Annotated in this window: 15 protein-coding genes and 1 tRNA gene; 5 read left to right on the forward strand and 11 right to left on the reverse strand. The window is 70.2% G+C overall.

What is annotated here, in order from left to right; genetic code table 11:
• Positions 1-64: 64 nt before the first annotated feature.
• Positions 65-976, reverse strand: a complete 912-nt coding sequence (locus ON30_RS00425; RefSeq protein ID WP_051028778.1) for a hypothetical protein — start codon at positions 974-976, stop codon at positions 65-67.
• A gap of 108 nt (positions 977-1,084) precedes the next feature.
• Here ON30_RS00425 and ON30_RS00430 point away from each other — a divergent pair, with 108 nt between their 5' ends.
• The 3 genes from ON30_RS00430 to ON30_RS00440 all read left to right on the forward strand — a co-directional run bounded on the left by ON30_RS00430 (position 1,085) and on the right by ON30_RS00440 (position 2,432).
• Positions 1,085-1,876, forward strand: a complete 792-nt coding sequence (locus ON30_RS00430) for a lysophospholipid acyltransferase family protein (RefSeq protein WP_040703252.1) — start codon at positions 1,085-1,087, stop codon at positions 1,874-1,876.
• Positions 1,877-1,976: 100 nt separating this feature from the next.
• A tRNA-Gly gene (locus ON30_RS00435) sits at positions 1,977-2,049 on the forward strand.
• Between the two features lie 203 nt (positions 2,050-2,252).
• On the forward strand, positions 2,253-2,432 hold the full coding sequence (locus ON30_RS00440) for a hypothetical protein (protein WP_040703253.1): 180 nt from the start codon (positions 2,253-2,255) through the stop codon (positions 2,430-2,432).
• A 34-nt stretch (positions 2,433-2,466) separates the two neighbouring features.
• Here the strand turns inward: ON30_RS00440 and ON30_RS00445 are convergent, their stop codons facing one another.
• From ON30_RS00445 to ON30_RS00465, 5 genes are all read right to left on the reverse strand, one after another.
• A complete protein-coding gene (locus tag ON30_RS00445) occupies positions 2,467-4,716 on the reverse strand; it encodes a heavy metal translocating P-type ATPase (RefSeq protein ID WP_040703254.1) in 2,250 nt (749 codons plus the stop codon).
• A 41-nt stretch (positions 4,717-4,757) separates the two neighbouring features.
• A complete protein-coding gene (locus ON30_RS00450; RefSeq protein ID WP_040703255.1) occupies positions 4,758-5,687 on the reverse strand; it encodes a DUF8832 domain-containing protein in 930 nt (309 codons plus the stop codon).
• 45 nt (positions 5,688-5,732) lie between these two features.
• On the reverse strand, positions 5,733-6,011 hold the full coding sequence (locus tag ON30_RS00455; protein WP_040703257.1) for a hypothetical protein: 279 nt from the start codon (positions 6,009-6,011) through the stop codon (positions 5,733-5,735).
• Positions 6,011-6,244: a hypothetical protein gene (locus ON30_RS00460; RefSeq protein WP_040703258.1), complete on the reverse strand. Its 234-nt coding sequence runs from the start codon at positions 6,242-6,244 to the stop codon at positions 6,011-6,013. The genes ON30_RS00455 and ON30_RS00460 overlap by 1 nt, the downstream gene beginning before the upstream one ends.
• 172 nt (positions 6,245-6,416) lie before the next feature.
• Entirely contained in the window at positions 6,417-7,187 is a 771-nt protein-coding gene (locus tag ON30_RS00465; RefSeq protein WP_218006221.1) for a GntR family transcriptional regulator, read from the reverse strand.
• Positions 7,188-7,230: 43 nt separating this feature from the next.
• Here ON30_RS00465 and ON30_RS00470 point away from each other — a divergent pair, with 43 nt between their 5' ends.
• On the forward strand, positions 7,231-8,292 hold the full coding sequence (locus ON30_RS00470; RefSeq protein ID WP_040703259.1) for a DUF1152 domain-containing protein: 1,062 nt from the start codon (positions 7,231-7,233) through the stop codon (positions 8,290-8,292).
• Positions 8,293-8,295: 3 nt separating this feature from the next.
• On the opposite strand, the gene ON30_RS00475 is transcribed toward ON30_RS00470, so the two are convergent.
• Both ON30_RS00475 and ON30_RS00480 read right to left on the reverse strand, forming a co-directional pair.
• The gene (locus ON30_RS00475; protein ID WP_040703261.1) at positions 8,296-8,979 is read right to left on the reverse strand and encodes a sterol desaturase family protein; all 684 of its coding nucleotides are present in this window, start codon (positions 8,977-8,979) and stop codon (positions 8,296-8,298) included.
• The gene (locus ON30_RS00480) at positions 8,976-9,713 is read right to left on the reverse strand and encodes a FadR/GntR family transcriptional regulator (RefSeq protein ID WP_040703263.1); all 738 of its coding nucleotides are present in this window, start codon (positions 9,711-9,713) and stop codon (positions 8,976-8,978) included. Before ON30_RS00480 ends, ON30_RS00475 begins: the two co-directional genes overlap by 4 nt.
• Positions 9,714-9,822: 109 nt before the next feature.
• Here ON30_RS00480 and ON30_RS35780 point away from each other — a divergent pair, with 109 nt between their 5' ends.
• Positions 9,823-10,239 (forward strand): NUDIX hydrolase, encoded by a 417-nt coding sequence (locus ON30_RS35780; protein WP_051028779.1) that lies wholly within the window; start codon positions 9,823-9,825, stop codon positions 10,237-10,239.
• Between the two features lie 3 nt (positions 10,240-10,242).
• On the opposite strand, the gene ON30_RS00490 is transcribed toward ON30_RS35780, so the two are convergent.
• Genes ON30_RS00490 through ON30_RS00500 form a run of 3 tightly spaced genes read right to left on the reverse strand, consistent with a single transcriptional unit; the run spans position 10,243 to position 14,319 of the window.
• Complete coding sequence (locus ON30_RS00490) at positions 10,243-10,902, reverse strand: hypothetical protein (RefSeq protein WP_373282462.1); 660 nt, start codon at positions 10,900-10,902, stop codon at positions 10,243-10,245.
• The gene (locus ON30_RS00495; protein WP_040703265.1) at positions 10,899-12,572 is read right to left on the reverse strand and encodes an ABC transporter family substrate-binding protein; all 1,674 of its coding nucleotides are present in this window, start codon (positions 12,570-12,572) and stop codon (positions 10,899-10,901) included. The genes ON30_RS00490 and ON30_RS00495 overlap by 4 nt, the downstream gene beginning before the upstream one ends.
• Before the next feature lie 49 nt (positions 12,573-12,621).
• On the reverse strand, positions 12,622-14,319 hold the full coding sequence (locus tag ON30_RS00500; RefSeq protein WP_040703267.1) for an ABC transporter family substrate-binding protein: 1,698 nt from the start codon (positions 14,317-14,319) through the stop codon (positions 12,622-12,624).
• Between the last annotated feature and the right edge of the window lie 6 nt (positions 14,320-14,325).

A 14,325-nucleotide genomic window follows, 5' to 3' on the forward strand; every position in this document is an offset into this window, starting at 1 on the left:
TGTTTCCTCCTGACCGATGCCAGCCATCAAGGGTAGTTCCCCGGGTGAAAGCGCAGGTTGGCGGCTACGGCGTGATGTCGCCGATGCAGTAGCCCCGTGGACTCTCCGCCAAGGTGAAGGTACGGGTCTTCGTCGTCCCCGTCGAATCGGTCACCGGCGCGGCGACCGTCAGGTATTCGGCGCTGATCCGGCTCGAGCTGATCTCCTGACCGTCGAATTCGGTGACGCCCTTCAGCGCGTCGGCCGCGGCGGCCAACGGCGGCCGGGTCGGCGTGCCGGTGCCGCGCGGGTCCCATTCGGTCTCGCCGACCGCGCAGACCAACGGGTAGTCGGCTTCGGCGTCGGCCGGGTCGAGTGGTTCGCCGACCACCCGGGCCAGGTAGCGGCGCACGGTGTGGCGCGCGTCGGCGTCGTTGTAGCCGACCTGCGTACCCGCCGGGAAGACCCGCGGGCAGGCGTAACCGGTGTCGATGAGCGAGCGTTCCACGGTGACGGTGGTCGCCCGCGTCTTCCAGGTGACGGTGGTCTCACTCGCCGTGCCGGGTTGGGCCAGCGCCGCCAGGATCGCCGCTTCGCCCTGGTACATCTCGCTCACGTTGCCCGGGGCCATCGACCAGCACTTGGCCTGGAGGTCGTCGGGGTCGGCCGTGCGCAGGTCCGCGGCCCAGCGCCGGACCGCGGTCGCCGCCTCCGGCAGGCCGGCGACTTCGCCGACCGGCGGGGCGTCGGCGGCGGGCGGCGGCAGCACCGGGGTGGTCGAGGTCGGCGCGGGCGGCGCGGTGGTGGTGCTGGTGGTCGCTTGGGCGCGCGCGGGCGCGGGGTCGTCGCCGGGGATGCCCGAGACCGAATCGCAGGCGCCGAGCAGCAGCGCGCTCGCGAGGACGCCGCCGACGATCGCGCCGCGCGCTCGGGAGCCGCGGGGGCCACCACGCGCATGACGGTCGAGCTCACGCGAGGGTGTTCGGGCGCGTTGCACTTCGGCGATCCTCTTTCGTCCGGGAATTGGCCGTTTCGGAGTATCCGTCTCCGGTGGGTGGCCACACCACTCCCGGAGGATTCCGTCTGCGACTACGCTAGCGGAATTGTGGAACCCGTCTACCGGACGATCATCGGCCTTGCCCGAACCGTCTTCTTCGTCGAAGGTCTGAAATTCACCGTCAAGGGGGATGAGCACATCCCCGCCTCCGGTGGTGCGGTTCTCGCCGTCAATCACACCGGATACATGGACTTCACCTATGCCGGTCTGCCGGTGCGCACCCCCAAGCGCTACATCCGGTTCATGGCCAAGAAAGAGGTGTTCGACAGCGGCGTCTCGGGGCCGATCATGCGCGCGCTCAAGCACATTCCGGTCGACCGGGGCGCGGGCGCGGATTCCTACAAGGCCGCCGTGGACTATCTGCGCCGCGGCGAACTGGTCGGGGTGTACCCCGAGGCCACGATCAGCCGCAGCTTCGAGATCAAGGAATTCAAATCCGGTGCGGCGCGCATGGCCATCGAGGCCGGGGTGCCGATCATCCCGATCGTCATCTGGGGCGCGCAGCGGGTGTGGACCAAGGGCTTCCCGAAGCGCCTCGGCCGCACCAACACTCCGATCTCGATCGCCGTCGGGGCACCGATCCAGCCCTACGAGCCCGCCGCCGACCTCACGGCCGAACTCCGGTCGACGATGCAGGCCATGCTGCTCGATCTCCAGCGCGACTACGTCCACGAACCCGGCGCCTACTGGGTGCCCGCCCGCCTCGGCGGCAGCGCGCCCACCCTGGCGGAGGCCGACGCCCTCGACGCCGCCGAGATCGCCGAACGCGCCGCCGCCAGGGCCCGCAGAACCGAGGAGCGGGCCGGCGAGAACTCCACGCGGGAGCGTCCGGACGTGTGACCGCACGACCAGCCGATTTCCGTTTTTCCGCGATGTTCGATTACAGTTCACCCTCGCACGAGGGGGCTGGTCCGGACATCCGGAAGCGGTCGGCGTGCACGCGGATGTAGCGCAGCTGGTAGCGCATCACCTTGCCAAGGTGAGGGTCGCGAGTTCGAATCTCGTCATCCGCTCTTCTTCTCAGCGCCGCTTGTCGGCCGCCCGCCGACGGCACAGTTCGGCGCGAAACGCGCACGACGCGCCCCACGCTTCCGGTTACCGGACTACTCTGCGCAACCGGACCGGATCCGAGGGTTCAGCAGCCGGGTGTCCGGGTACATCGTCAGCGAACCGGTCTCGAATCAGCGCCGTTTCTCGAGACACAGAAGGAGATCCCGTGACCAAGGTCGACGCGATGCGGTTATCGAATGTGTTGGGCATCGATCTCGCGCATGCCGTCCTACGGCTGCGCAACGAACGCCGTCCGGGGGAATCCGAACACGACACCTGCCTGCGCATCCTCGCCGCCGAGGGTCCCGGGGCGACGACGACCGAATTCCGCCGCGCCGCGCGCTGAGACCCGGGGCCGCAAGTCCGACCCCGGGACGCGCTCAGTTCGCCGTCGCGCCGAAGCGACGCAACCGCAGGCTGTTGGTGACCACGAAGACCGACGAGAACGCCATCGCCGCGCCCGCGAGCATCGGATTCAGCAGGCCGGCCATCGCCAGCGGTACGGCGGCGACGTTGTAGGCGAACGCCCAGAACAGGTTGCCTTTGATGGTGGCCAGGGTGGCGCGGGAGAGCCGGATCGCGTCGGCCGCCACCCGCAGATCGCCGCGCACCAACGTCAGGTCGGCGGCTTCGATGGCGACGTCGGTGCCGGTGCCCATCGCCAGGCCCAGGTCGGCGCGGGCGAGCGCGGCGGCGTCGTTGACCCCGTCGCCGACCATCGCGACCACCTTGCCCTCGCCCTGCAACCGCTCGATCACCGCCGCTTTGTCCTGCGGCAGAACTTCCGCGATGACCTCATCGATGCCGACCTGGTCGGCGATGGCGCGTGCCGCGGCGGTGTTGTCGCCGGTCAGCATGACGGGGGTGAGGCCGAGGCCGCGCAACTGCGTGATCGCTTCGGCGGAGGTGGGTTTGACGGCGTCGGCGACGACGAGCACGCCGCGCGCCCGGCCGTCCCAGCCGACCGCGACGGCCGTGCGGCCCTTCGCCTCGGCGGCTGCCATCGCCCGCGCGAGGTCGCCTTCGACCGGCAGTGACCAGTCGGCCAGCAGGCGCGGCCTGCCCACGACCACCGCGTGCCCGCCGACGACGCCCTGCACGCCGAGTCCTTCCAGGTTGGCGAATTCCTCGACGGGGTCGAGGGCGTCGAGTTCCTCACGGGCGGCCGCGGCGATGGCCCGCGCGATCGGGTGTTCGGAGGAGTCCTCGAGCGCGCCCGCCAGCGCGAGCACGCGCCGCCGGTCCTCGCCGTCGGCGGTCACGACGTCGAGCAGGGTCATGACTCCGGTGGTGACGGTGCCGGTCTTGTCGAGGACGACGGTGTTCACCCTGCGGGTCGATTCCAGCACTTCGGGGCCCTTGATCAGGATGCCGAGTTGCGCGCCGCGTCCGGTGCCGACCATCAGCGCGGTCGGGGTGGCCAGGCCGAGGGCGCACGGGCAGGCGATGATCAGGACCGCGACGGCGGCGGTGAAGGCCGCGGCGACCGGGCCGCCGGTGCCGAGCCAGAAGCCCAGCGTCGCGACCGACAGCGCGATGACGACGGGCACGAACACCCCGGAGATCCGGTCGGCCAACCGCTGGGCCTGGGCCTTGCCGTTCTGGGCGTCCTCGACCAGCTTCGCCATCTGCGCCAACTGGGTGTCGGCGCCGACGCGGGTGGCCCGGACCACGAGCCTGCCGCCGACGTTGACGGTGGCGCCCACGACGGTGTCCTCCGGGCCGACCTCGACGGGCACGGATTCGCCGGTCAGCATGGCGGCGTCGACGGCCGAGGAGCCCTCCACGACCACGCCGTCGGTGGCGATCTTCTCCCCGGGCCGGACCACGAATTCGTCGCCGACGCGCAACTGGTCGATCGGGATGCGGCCCTCGACCCCGTCGCGGCGGACCGAGACCTCTTTGGCCCCGAGTTCCAGCAGCGCCCGCAGCGCGGCGCCTGCGCGGCGCTTGGACCGCACCTCGATGTAGCGCCCGGCGAGGATGAAGGTGGTGACGCCGGCGGCGGCCTCCAGGTAGATGCTGCCCGCGCCATCCATTCTGGCGATGGTGAACTCGAACGGGTGGGTCATGCCGGGGGTTCCGGCGGTGCCCCAGAACAGCGCGTACAGCGACCAGCCGAACGCGGCCAGGGTGCCGAGCGAGACCAGGGTGTCCATGGTGGCGCTGCCGTGGCGCAGGTTCGTCCACGCCGCGCGGTGGAACGGCAGCGCGCCCCACACCACGACCGGCGCGGCCAAGGTCAGCGACAGCCACTGCCAGTTGGTGAACTGCAATGCCGGGATCATCGCCATCGCGATGACGGGGACGGTGAGCACCGCCGACACCAGCAGGCGGGTGCGCAGCGCGGCGCTCGGATCGTCTTCGGCGGCGGGGGAGTCCTCGGCGCGCGCGGCGGGCAGCGCGGCCGTGTAGCCGGTGGCCTCGACGGTCTCGATCAGCTGTTCCGGGGTGACCGCGCCGTCGGTGATCTCGACCCGCGCCTTCTCGGTGGCGTAGTTGACCGTCGCGCTGACGCCGTCGAGGCGGTTGAGTTTCTTCTCGATGCGGTTCGCGCACGACGCGCAGGTCATGCCACCGATCACGAGTTCGACCTGCGCGGCGGGCGCGGTGCGGGTCGCGGTGGTCATGGTGTGCTCCGTTCTGTGTCGCACAATGCGATTCTCGTGGGTCAGTGGGTGTGCGCGGGGGCGGGGGTCGCGCCGTGTCCGTCGTGGTCGTCCGCGGCGACGGCCGTTTCCGGTTCGACCCGCACGGTGAATTCGGCGGTGCGGACCACCTCGCCGTGGCGGAAGTCCAGGAACAACCGGTAGTCGCCCGCGCTCGGGGCGGTCACCGCGAAGGTGATACCCGGTCCGGCGGGGGTGACGCCGTCGCCCGGATGTCCCTGCGGGTGGACGTGCAGGTAGGCCAGGTCGGCGGCGCGCAACGCGACGAGGTGCCCGTACGCGCCGAGATAGGGCTGGAGATCGGTGACGGGGTTTCCGCCGCGGGTCACGGTCAGGGTGACCTCGGAGGTCGCGCCCGCGCGGACCCGGCCGTCGAGGGTGACGGTGTAGTCGTCCACGGTCGCGCGGGTGGCGGGCGCGGGCAGCGGTCGCACGTCGTAGGCGCCGCCGACCCGCAGGTCCGCGCCCAGGGTGACGCCTTCGCCGCCCTCGGGGACGAAATCGGCGAAGACGCGGTAGTCGCCCGCGCGGGTGAGGTCGACGGTGGTGCTCCAGACGCCCGCGGCGTCCAGGGTGGGATGCACGTGCTGGTAGCCGGCCATGTCGCGACGGACGACGATCAGGTGCAGATCCTTCTCGTGTTCGGCGGTGTAGTGGGTCAGGGGTGCGCCCGCGGCGTCGAGGACGCGGAATCGCAGCGGGACATCCGGTCCCGCGAGGGCGACGCTGTCGTCGAGTCGGAGGGTGTAGCCGTTCGCGGTGGCGGCGAGTCCGCCGGGCGGTTCGGGACTGGCGCCCGCGGTCCCGGTGTGCGCGTCGTGTGCTTCCGGCGCGGCGGGTTCGGGGCCGACGAGCGCGCCCGTCGCCAGCGCGAGTCCGAAAACGGCCGCGATGCCGAGGGCGAATCCGGCGAACTTGGTCGGTGTGTTCATCGGTACTCCAGGGTCGGGTAGGTCGCTGCTCGCTACCATACCCCCCTAGGGTACGTTGTCAACCGGCGTCGCGGCCCTGCGGCGATCCGTGCTCTGCGGCACTTCCAACGCGGCCCGGCCCGGTGTGGTCGCCGCGTACGCGCGGCCCGCGGCGGTCAGCGCCCATTCGGTGCGGTGCCGACGCACCAGGCCGCGCCCGGCCAACGCCGCCAACGCGGCCCGCACCCCCGATTTCGGCATCCGCGCGGGCCCTTCCAACTGCCGCACGGTCGCCGCTCCGTGATCGCGCAACGCCGCCATCACCCGCGCCTCCCCGGGCAGCACTACTCCACCTCCCCGTCGGCCGCGGTCAAGTAGGCGACGGCGGCGAGGTAGACCGGACACATCGGTTGGTGCGCCGCGTGCGCGACCACCGCCGCGCGGGCCTCCCGCCAGTCGCGCACGTCGCCGGCGCAGTCGTCGCGGGCGGGTAGCGGTGGAGGGTGGGACGTGTCGCTCCCGGCGTGGTCCACGCGGCGCGCGGCCGGATCCGGCGAGGCGATCGGTGCTGCGGACATGGGCGACCCCCGGTGAGTCGGGACGGTGACGCGCGCCCGCTCGCGGCGGTTTGCCGGAGGTGTGCGCAAGTGGACTATGCCACCGGGACGACCAGTGGCATAGTCCACTTGCGAACTGCGCGAAAAATTTTTGCCGTCAGCGGTTTCGGGGCTTACGGCTACGGCATGTCGCTCAGAGGGCGACGGGATATTCCTGGCGGAAGGACCACCGCTCCGGCGGATACACGGCTTCGTCGAACTGGAGGACGTGATCGGCCGCGTCGTAGGCGAGCAGGTGGTACACCAGCACCGCCGCGGGTTCGGCCAACCCGAGCGCGCGACGTTCCTCCTCGCCCGCGAGTCGGGCGCTGACCTGATCGCGGGCGTAGGTGGCGCGCACGTCGAGCACATCGGCCAGATAGCGCAGCGTGCCGCCCAGCAGTCGTTCGGCGACCAGCAGTCGCGGCGCGGCACGGACGGTGTCGAGGGTGAACCAGGAGGTCGACATCTCCACCGGCCCACGGGTTTCGCTGCGGATCACCCGGCAGCGGCGCGCGGCCTGCGCGCCCGCCTCGATGCCGAGTGCGGCGGCGACGGCGTCGGGGGCGGGCGCGTGGCCGACGACCGGGAATTCCACGGATTCGGTGTCGGAGTACATCGAGCCCATCGTGACCGCGCGTTCGTAGCGCTCGCGGGCACGCGGCGCGGCGTGCGGTTCGCGGACGTAGGTGCCCGAACCGCGGCGGGTCTCGACCAGGCCCTGTTGCCGCAAGGTCGCCAACGCTTTCGCCGCGGTGGGTCGGGCGACGTGCCAGGCGGCGGCCAACTCACGCTCGGAAGGAACCTCCGCACCGGGCGGGAGATCGCCGCGAACGATCTGGTCGCGCAGGTGTCCGGCGATCTGCAGGTACTTCGGAAGCACTTCTTCGATCTGCGGCAAATCGGATTCCTTGCTGGTAGGCATATGCCACAGGCCACTATACGAGCCGCCGGTACGGTAAGCGGCGATGACGACTCTGGCGATTGCCGCGGGCGGCGGCGGTGACGCGATCACCGCCGCGGCCTTGGCCGAGCGGTTCGGCGCGGTCGCGATCATGACCTATTCGTGGGATCGACTGCTGATCGATCCGACTCCCGGACCGCGTGCCCGCGCGGATTTCCGCGGCCTGATCGATCTCGGCGCGGTCGCGCGCGTGCCGTCCTCCGCCGATCTGCGCGTCGGCCGTTCCACGGTGCCGCCACTGGCCCGCCACCTGCGTCAACCGTTGTTGCTCATGGACCCGACGGACGGGGCTGTCGGACTCGCCGCGCAGATCGCGGGCGCGGCCGAGGTCTTCGGGGCCGACGAAGTCGTGGTGGTCGACGTCGGCGGCGACATCCTGGGCCGCGGTGACGAACCCGAACTGCGCAGTCCGCTGGCCGACGCGGTCGCGCTGGCTGCGACGGTGCGCACCGGCCTGCCTGCCTGGGCGGCGGTCGCGGGCATCGGCATGGACGGCGAACTGTCCCCGGCCCAGTCCCTCGCCCGGCTGACCGCGCTCGGCGCGACGCGCGAATCCGATCTTTCGGCCGCCGAATTCGACACCTTCGAGTCGATCTGGGCGTGGCATCCCTCCGAGGCCAACGGTTTGGTCGCGGCGGCGGCAGGCGGTTGGCGTGGCACCGTGGAGACGCAGCGGCGTTCGGTGGTCGAGGTCACCGACGCGGCGACGTGGGTGTACCGGGTGGACGCCGCGGTGCTCGCGAAATCGACGCCCGCCCACTACCTCGGCGCGACGGTCTCACTCGACGAGATCGAGACGCTGCTGCGGGAACGTCGCGGCTACAGCGACATCGATGTCGAACGCGGCAAACGCGATCTGCCCGAGCGGGCACCGGTCGCCGACGCCGTGGGTTGCGTGGATCGGTACGCTCGGCGGGTGGCCGAACGCGGCGTGGACGCGATGACCATCCGCCGCGTGCTGGAGATGGCGCGCGCCGCCGACCCGGCGGCGGCGCGGGCACTGCGCCTCTCGCTGGCGAGTCGGCGGACCGAGCGTTTCCGTCCGCCGCTGTACCTGTGCCGCTGAGGCTCAGGCCGCGTGCAGGTTGCGGGCGGTGGGGGAGGTGGGGGTGTCGGACGGGTCGGGGTTGGTGCCGAAGAGGCGGTCGGCGGTGCCCGAGGTGGTGACGGTGAACCAGTAGTGCTCGTTCTTGTAGTGGTGGTGGCGGTGGTTCTTCCACACCGCGCGGTAGAGGGCGTGGCGCGGTTTGTAGTCGGTGTGGATCAGGTAGTGGACCCACTCGTAGCACAGGCCGAGCACGGTGACGGTGAGCAGGAACGTCAGACCAAGGCCCGCGCGCGGGAACGCGAACGCGGCCAAGGCGAGCAGTACGGCGATCACCACCAGCAGCGAGCGGGTGGGGATGAAGATCAGCGGGATGTCGCGCGGATCGACGTGGTGGGCGCGGTGTTTGCGGGCGAGTTCGCTGTCCACCAGCACCGGGCCGATCTTCTTGGGACGCCAGTGCAGCACCATGACGTGCACGACCCATTCGAAGGCGGGGAAGATCGCCAGCACGATGACGGGCACCAGGGCGTCGGTGATCAGCCACTCGCCCACCAGGACCCGGCCGATCAGCGCGCCGAGGAAGACCGTGCCGATCAGCCACGGCGACGGGTGCCGCAGGAATTCGCGCAGGGCGTCGCCCAGGTCCATACCGCGTCGCGGCGATCGGGGCGGCGCGGTGGCGGCGGGGTTCTCGGAGCGAGTCATCGTAGGTCCTCGGATCGGGTGTCGCCGAGCGCCGCGAGCAGGGCGACGGTGGCGGGTTCGAGCAGGGTGCGGGCGCCGTGCGCGGCGCGGTCGGGTTCGCGCGCGAGGATCGCGGCGACGAGGTCGCGGTAGCCGTCGATGTTGTCCACCTCGGCGGACATGATCGGGGCGAGCGCGGTCAGCGCGGGTTCGTAGGCCGCGCCGAGCATGGTGAACATCAGGCGGAACACGATCGAGTCGGCGAGGTCGACCACGTGGTCCCAGAACGCGAGGGCGTGGCGCTGGCGGACGACCGGGTCGGCGTCGGCGGCGAGCGCGTCGAGCAGGCGCTCGAATTCGGCGGCCGCGGCGGTGTCGTCGGCGGCCAGGCGGGCGGCGGCGAGTTCGGCGACCTTGGGTCCGTTGTGCAGGCGCGCTTCCAGAATGCTGCGGGCGACGGCGGGTTCGAGCGCGCCGTCCTGGATCAGTAGGCGGGGCAGGACTTCCAGGCCGGAGCCGCGGCGGTAGTCGAGCACGGTGGTGGCGTCGCCTTGGCGGACCGCGACCAGGCCCGCGGCGGCCAGGCGTTGCAGCGCTTCGCGTACGGCGGGACGGGAGACGCCGAGCGCCTCGGCCAGTTGGCGTTCGCTGGGCAGGGTGGCGCCGACGGGGAGTTCGCCGCTGAGGACGTCGGCGGCGATCTGCTCGAAGACCTCGCCGGAGACCGAGCGCTTGACCACGGGTTGCAGGGGCATGTCCCCACTCTGCGCCACAGTGGTCAGCTGGTCAAGTGGTCAGACCAATTTGCTGGCTGCCGTCGGTCGCCGGGACGTGGCAGACTCGAAGACGGGGAAGGGAGAGGCCATGACTCGATTTCACGGCGGGCACCGGTGGATCGCGCACGCGCTGCCCATCAGGACGGGCCGAGTCCTGCTGCTGCACCGTAATCCGGGTGGGGACCAAGGGGATCTGTGGGACATCCCCGGCGGGTCGGTGGCCCCGGGCGAGACGCCCGCGCAGGCCGCGCGCCGCGAGGTCGGCGCGGAAACCGGGCTCGACGTCCTGGTGGCCGACGAACTGACCCACTTCGTCGACCCCGACAGCGTGCACACCGTCACCTACGTGTGCTTCGAGAACGCCCTGGACCGCGATGTCACCCTGACGACACCGGCCCACTACGAATACGGCTGGATGACCTACAGCGAGGCGGTGCATATCCCGCTGGTCTGGCACGTGCGCCGCACGCTGGACCACGCCGAATCCCTCGGCCTGCTGTCCTGAGGCTCAGGACGGGTCCGAACCGCCGATCGCGGCCGACCAGACGGTGATCGCGGCGACCACCACGGTGACCCCGGCGAACGCCCACACCCCGCCGCCCACCACGTAGACCCAGAGCAGGCCGACGACCGGCGCCGCGACGGCCGACTGCGCGTCGAGCAGCAACCGGCGCGCTGTCCGAGCACTGCCGATCGCGCGGACCCCGGCATCCGGATCGGGACGCGAGGGATTGTCGAGCAGTCGCCCGCGCGGTTCGTCCCGGCGCGCCCGCCCCGAGGGCAGCCACCGATGTGTCCCCGTCCGCACCGAACGCGCGTCGATCCGCGCCTCGCCCTCGACCATCGCCGGCAGGGCCGGGTCGAAATAGACCGGCAGCCAACGGGTTCCGCCCGGCAGGCCGGTGACCTCCAGCCACGACCGACTCACCAGTCGATCCTGGTTGCGCACCCGCCGCACCCGCGCGGTCCCCGACGGCAGTCCGTGCGGCGCCAGCCCCAGCGCGACGGCGAATCGCCACGCCGAATAGCCGAGGACGCCCGCGACGACGACCACGAGGGCCGCGAGTTGATCGGGATCGGCCCAGGGCGTCGTCGCGGCGCACACCGCGACGACGCCGAGGGTGACGGCCACGGGGTAGCCGAGGGATCGGTCCCCGCGCGCCGTCACTTCAGGAAGCCCACCTTGGTGTAGTCCGCCGATTGCAGACCGAACGCGCCCCAGTTGGCGAGTTCCGCGCGCTGGCCGACGGTGCCGGGGGACTGGTACAGCGGCAGCGAGAACCCTTCGGCGAAGATCATCTTGTCGGCCTCGTTGGCCATCTCGATCGCCTTGTTCGGATCGAGTTCGGAGATGATCTGATCGATGAAGGCGTTCAATTCGGGCGTGCCGATGCGGCCCTTGTTGCCCTGCATGTTGTTCGGGTCGTAGGCGTAGATCTGCGGCAGCGCGCCGAGCGGGAAGATGCTCTTGGACCAGACGAAATTGGCGATGTCGAAATTGCCGGGGTCGATGATGTCGGTGAACAAGCCGTTGCCGGGGTAGGACTGGATCTCCAGTTTCACCCCGATCCGCGCGAGGTTCTGCTGGGCGATCTGGGCCACCTGGCTCCAGGTTTCCGCCTGGTACATCACATTGCGGATCACCAGCGGCCGACCGTCCTTCTCCCGGACGTCCCCGTTGAGTTTCCAGCCCAACCTGTCGAGTTCCGCGGCGGCCGCGTCCGGGTCGTAGGCGACCACCTGCGAATTGTCCTGGTAGCCCTTCTGCCCGTCCAAGTAGATGTGGTTGTTCAGCGGCTTCGGGTCGGCCACGACTCCGTTGAGCAACGCGGTCGCGATGCCCTGCCGGTCGATGCCCTTGGAGATCGCCACTCGCAGCGCCGGATCCGCCAGGATCGAACCCGGTGCGCCGTTGAAGGTCATATGGGGGAATTGCAGGGAGGGCGCGCGCCGCACGACCAGACCCTGCGACCCGCTGATCGTGGTGACCTCCTCGATGCCGCTGATCGCGGCGGAATCGAGTTCGTTGTTCTGCAACGCCCCGACCCACGCGGATTTGTCGAGCACGCTGTAGGTGACGGTGTCCAGCGCCGGTTTCTCACCCCACCACTTCGGATTGCGACTCAGCACGATCCGCTGCTGCACCTTGTCGATCGAGGTGATCACGAACGGGCCCGCCGAGGCGCGCATCCCGTTGCGATCCAGATCGTTGAACGACTGCGGCGTGGCGGTCGTCTCCTTCGGATACAGCGGGTTGAACATGCCCTGCCACTCGGCGTAGTGCTGGGCCATGGTGACGATCGCCTGCCGGTCGTCCACGCCGCGTTCGACTTTCGCCACGCGGCTGTATCCCTGGGTCGCGCCGACCAGGAACTCCGGATTCCTCCCGCTCAGCGCGTTCGCCTGGGAGGCCAGATCCTCCCAGGTGATCGGCCTGCCGTCGGTCCACACCGCGGCCGGGTTGATCGTGTAGGTGATCTGCTGCGGATCGGTGGCGGTCAACTGGATGTCGGTGAAGTAGTTGCGGTCGATCGGCAGTTCGCCCGACGGTGTCGAGGTGAGGGTGCCGGGCAACGTCCACGCGGTGATGTCGGACGCCTCGCCGTCGGAATCGACGTGCAGCGAATTGAACGTCTGCGGGAAATTCGTCGTCGCCAGCCGGAGATTTCCGCCGTCACGCAGTTCCGAACGGTCGTGCGGATTGATGTCCACCACGGTGCCGATCGAATTCGCGCCGCCTTCGACGGTGCTGTCGGAGGAACAGCCCGCCACGATCAGACCGACCGCGAGTATCGGGACCGCGAATCGGGTCCTGGTGCGCTGTGCGTTGATCCTCATGGGGTCCTTTCCCGACGCCGGGCCGAGACCCGCCGCGGCTGCGACGGCCTCATTTCACGAATCCGATCACGGTGTAGTCGTAGGAGGCCAGGCCGGGCGAACCCATATTGGCCAGATCGGCCCGCGCGCCGTAACTTCCGTCGGACTGGGTCAGCGGCAACGAATGGCCTTCGGCGAAGACCGCCCGGTCGACTTCGTTGGCGAGTTCGATGGCCCGAGCCGGATCGAGTTCGGCCAGTGTGCGATCGATCAACGCGTTGAGTTCGGGGGAGCCGATCCGGCCGAAATTGCCCTGCACGTCGGCGGGATCGTAGTAGTAGATCTGCCGGATGCTCGCGAGCGGGAAAGCGTCGCCCTGGTAGACGAATTGGGCGGCGTCGAAATCACCCGGGATGATGACGTCGGTGAAATAGCCCGCGCCGGGGCGGGTGTCGATGGTGAGTTTCACGCCGATCCGGGCGAGATTCTGCTGGATGATCTGGGCGATCTGCACCCACAGCGGATCGTTGTACATGACGTCGCGGATCTCCAGGCGTCGCCCGTCCTTCTCGCGCACGTCGCCGTTGAGCACCCAGCCCGCGGCGTCGAGTTCGCGCGCGGCCTGATCGGGATCGAAGGCGACCGGCGCGGAATTGTCCTGGTAGCCCTGCTGACCGCGCACGAAGACGTGGTTGTTCAGCGGCTGCGGATTCTCCACCAAGCCGTTCTGCGTGGCGGTGGCGATGCCCTGCCGGTCGATGGCCTTGGCGAGGGCGACCCGCACCGCCGGATCGGCCAGGATCGAGCCCGGCGCGCCGTTGAAGGTGATATGCCGCCACCGGTTGCCCGGGGCGCGCCGCAACACCGCGCCCTCGGTGTTGCGCACCGTCCGCACCTCGTCGATCGAACCCAGTCGCACCAGGTCGATCTCGTCGTTCTGCAACGCGCCCACCCAGGCCGAACTGTCGAGCACGCTGAAGGTGATGGTGTCGAGTTTGGCCGGGACGCCCCACCAGTTCGGGTCGCGGGCCAACACGATGCGGCCCTGATCGCGGTCGGTGGACTGGACGCGGAACGGACCCGCCGTCGGCCCCATCGCGTTGACCAGGCTGTCGTTGAACGAGGCCGGGTCGGCGGTCACCGATTTCGGGAACAGCGAGGCGTTGCCGGAGAACTGGCCGCGCCACTCGCCATACGGCTGCCGGAAGGTCAGCACCGCCTGCCGGTCGTCCACACCGCGCTCCACCCGGTCCACGAACTCGAAGCCGTTGGTGATCGCGATCAGGAAACGCTTGTCGCGTCCGCTCAGCGCGTGGGCCTGCGCGGCGATGTCCTCCCAGGTGATCGGGGTGCCGTCGGACCAGAACGCTTTCGGGTTGATGGTGTAGGTGACCTGCTGCGGGTCGGTGCCGGTCAACCGCACGTCGGTGAAATAGTCGTGGTTGACGGTGAGCGCACCCGCCGCGTCGACATCGAAGGCGCGCGGCATCATCGGCCGTTCGATGTCGGCGATCTCGCCGTCGTTGCCGTCGTTGGCCAGGGTGTTCCAGTTCGCCGGGAACGAGGTCGTCGCCAAGCGCAGGTTGCCGCCGTCGCGCACCTGGTCGCGCGGTGTCGGATTGATGTCGTTGGTGGTCCCGAGCGTGCCTGCCAGGCCGTCGGCCGAATCGTCACCGCCCGTGCCGCATCCGGACGCGATCAGGGTGACCGCGAGCAGGGTCGCGCCGACGCAACGCGCGCGCCGGGCCCGGATCGAACGACTCCGCATGAGCTC

The sequence above is a fragment of the Nocardia takedensis NBRC 100417 genome (genome assembly GCF_000308695.1).
Taxonomy (GTDB): Bacteria; Actinomycetota; Actinomycetes; order Mycobacteriales; family Mycobacteriaceae; genus Nocardia; species Nocardia takedensis.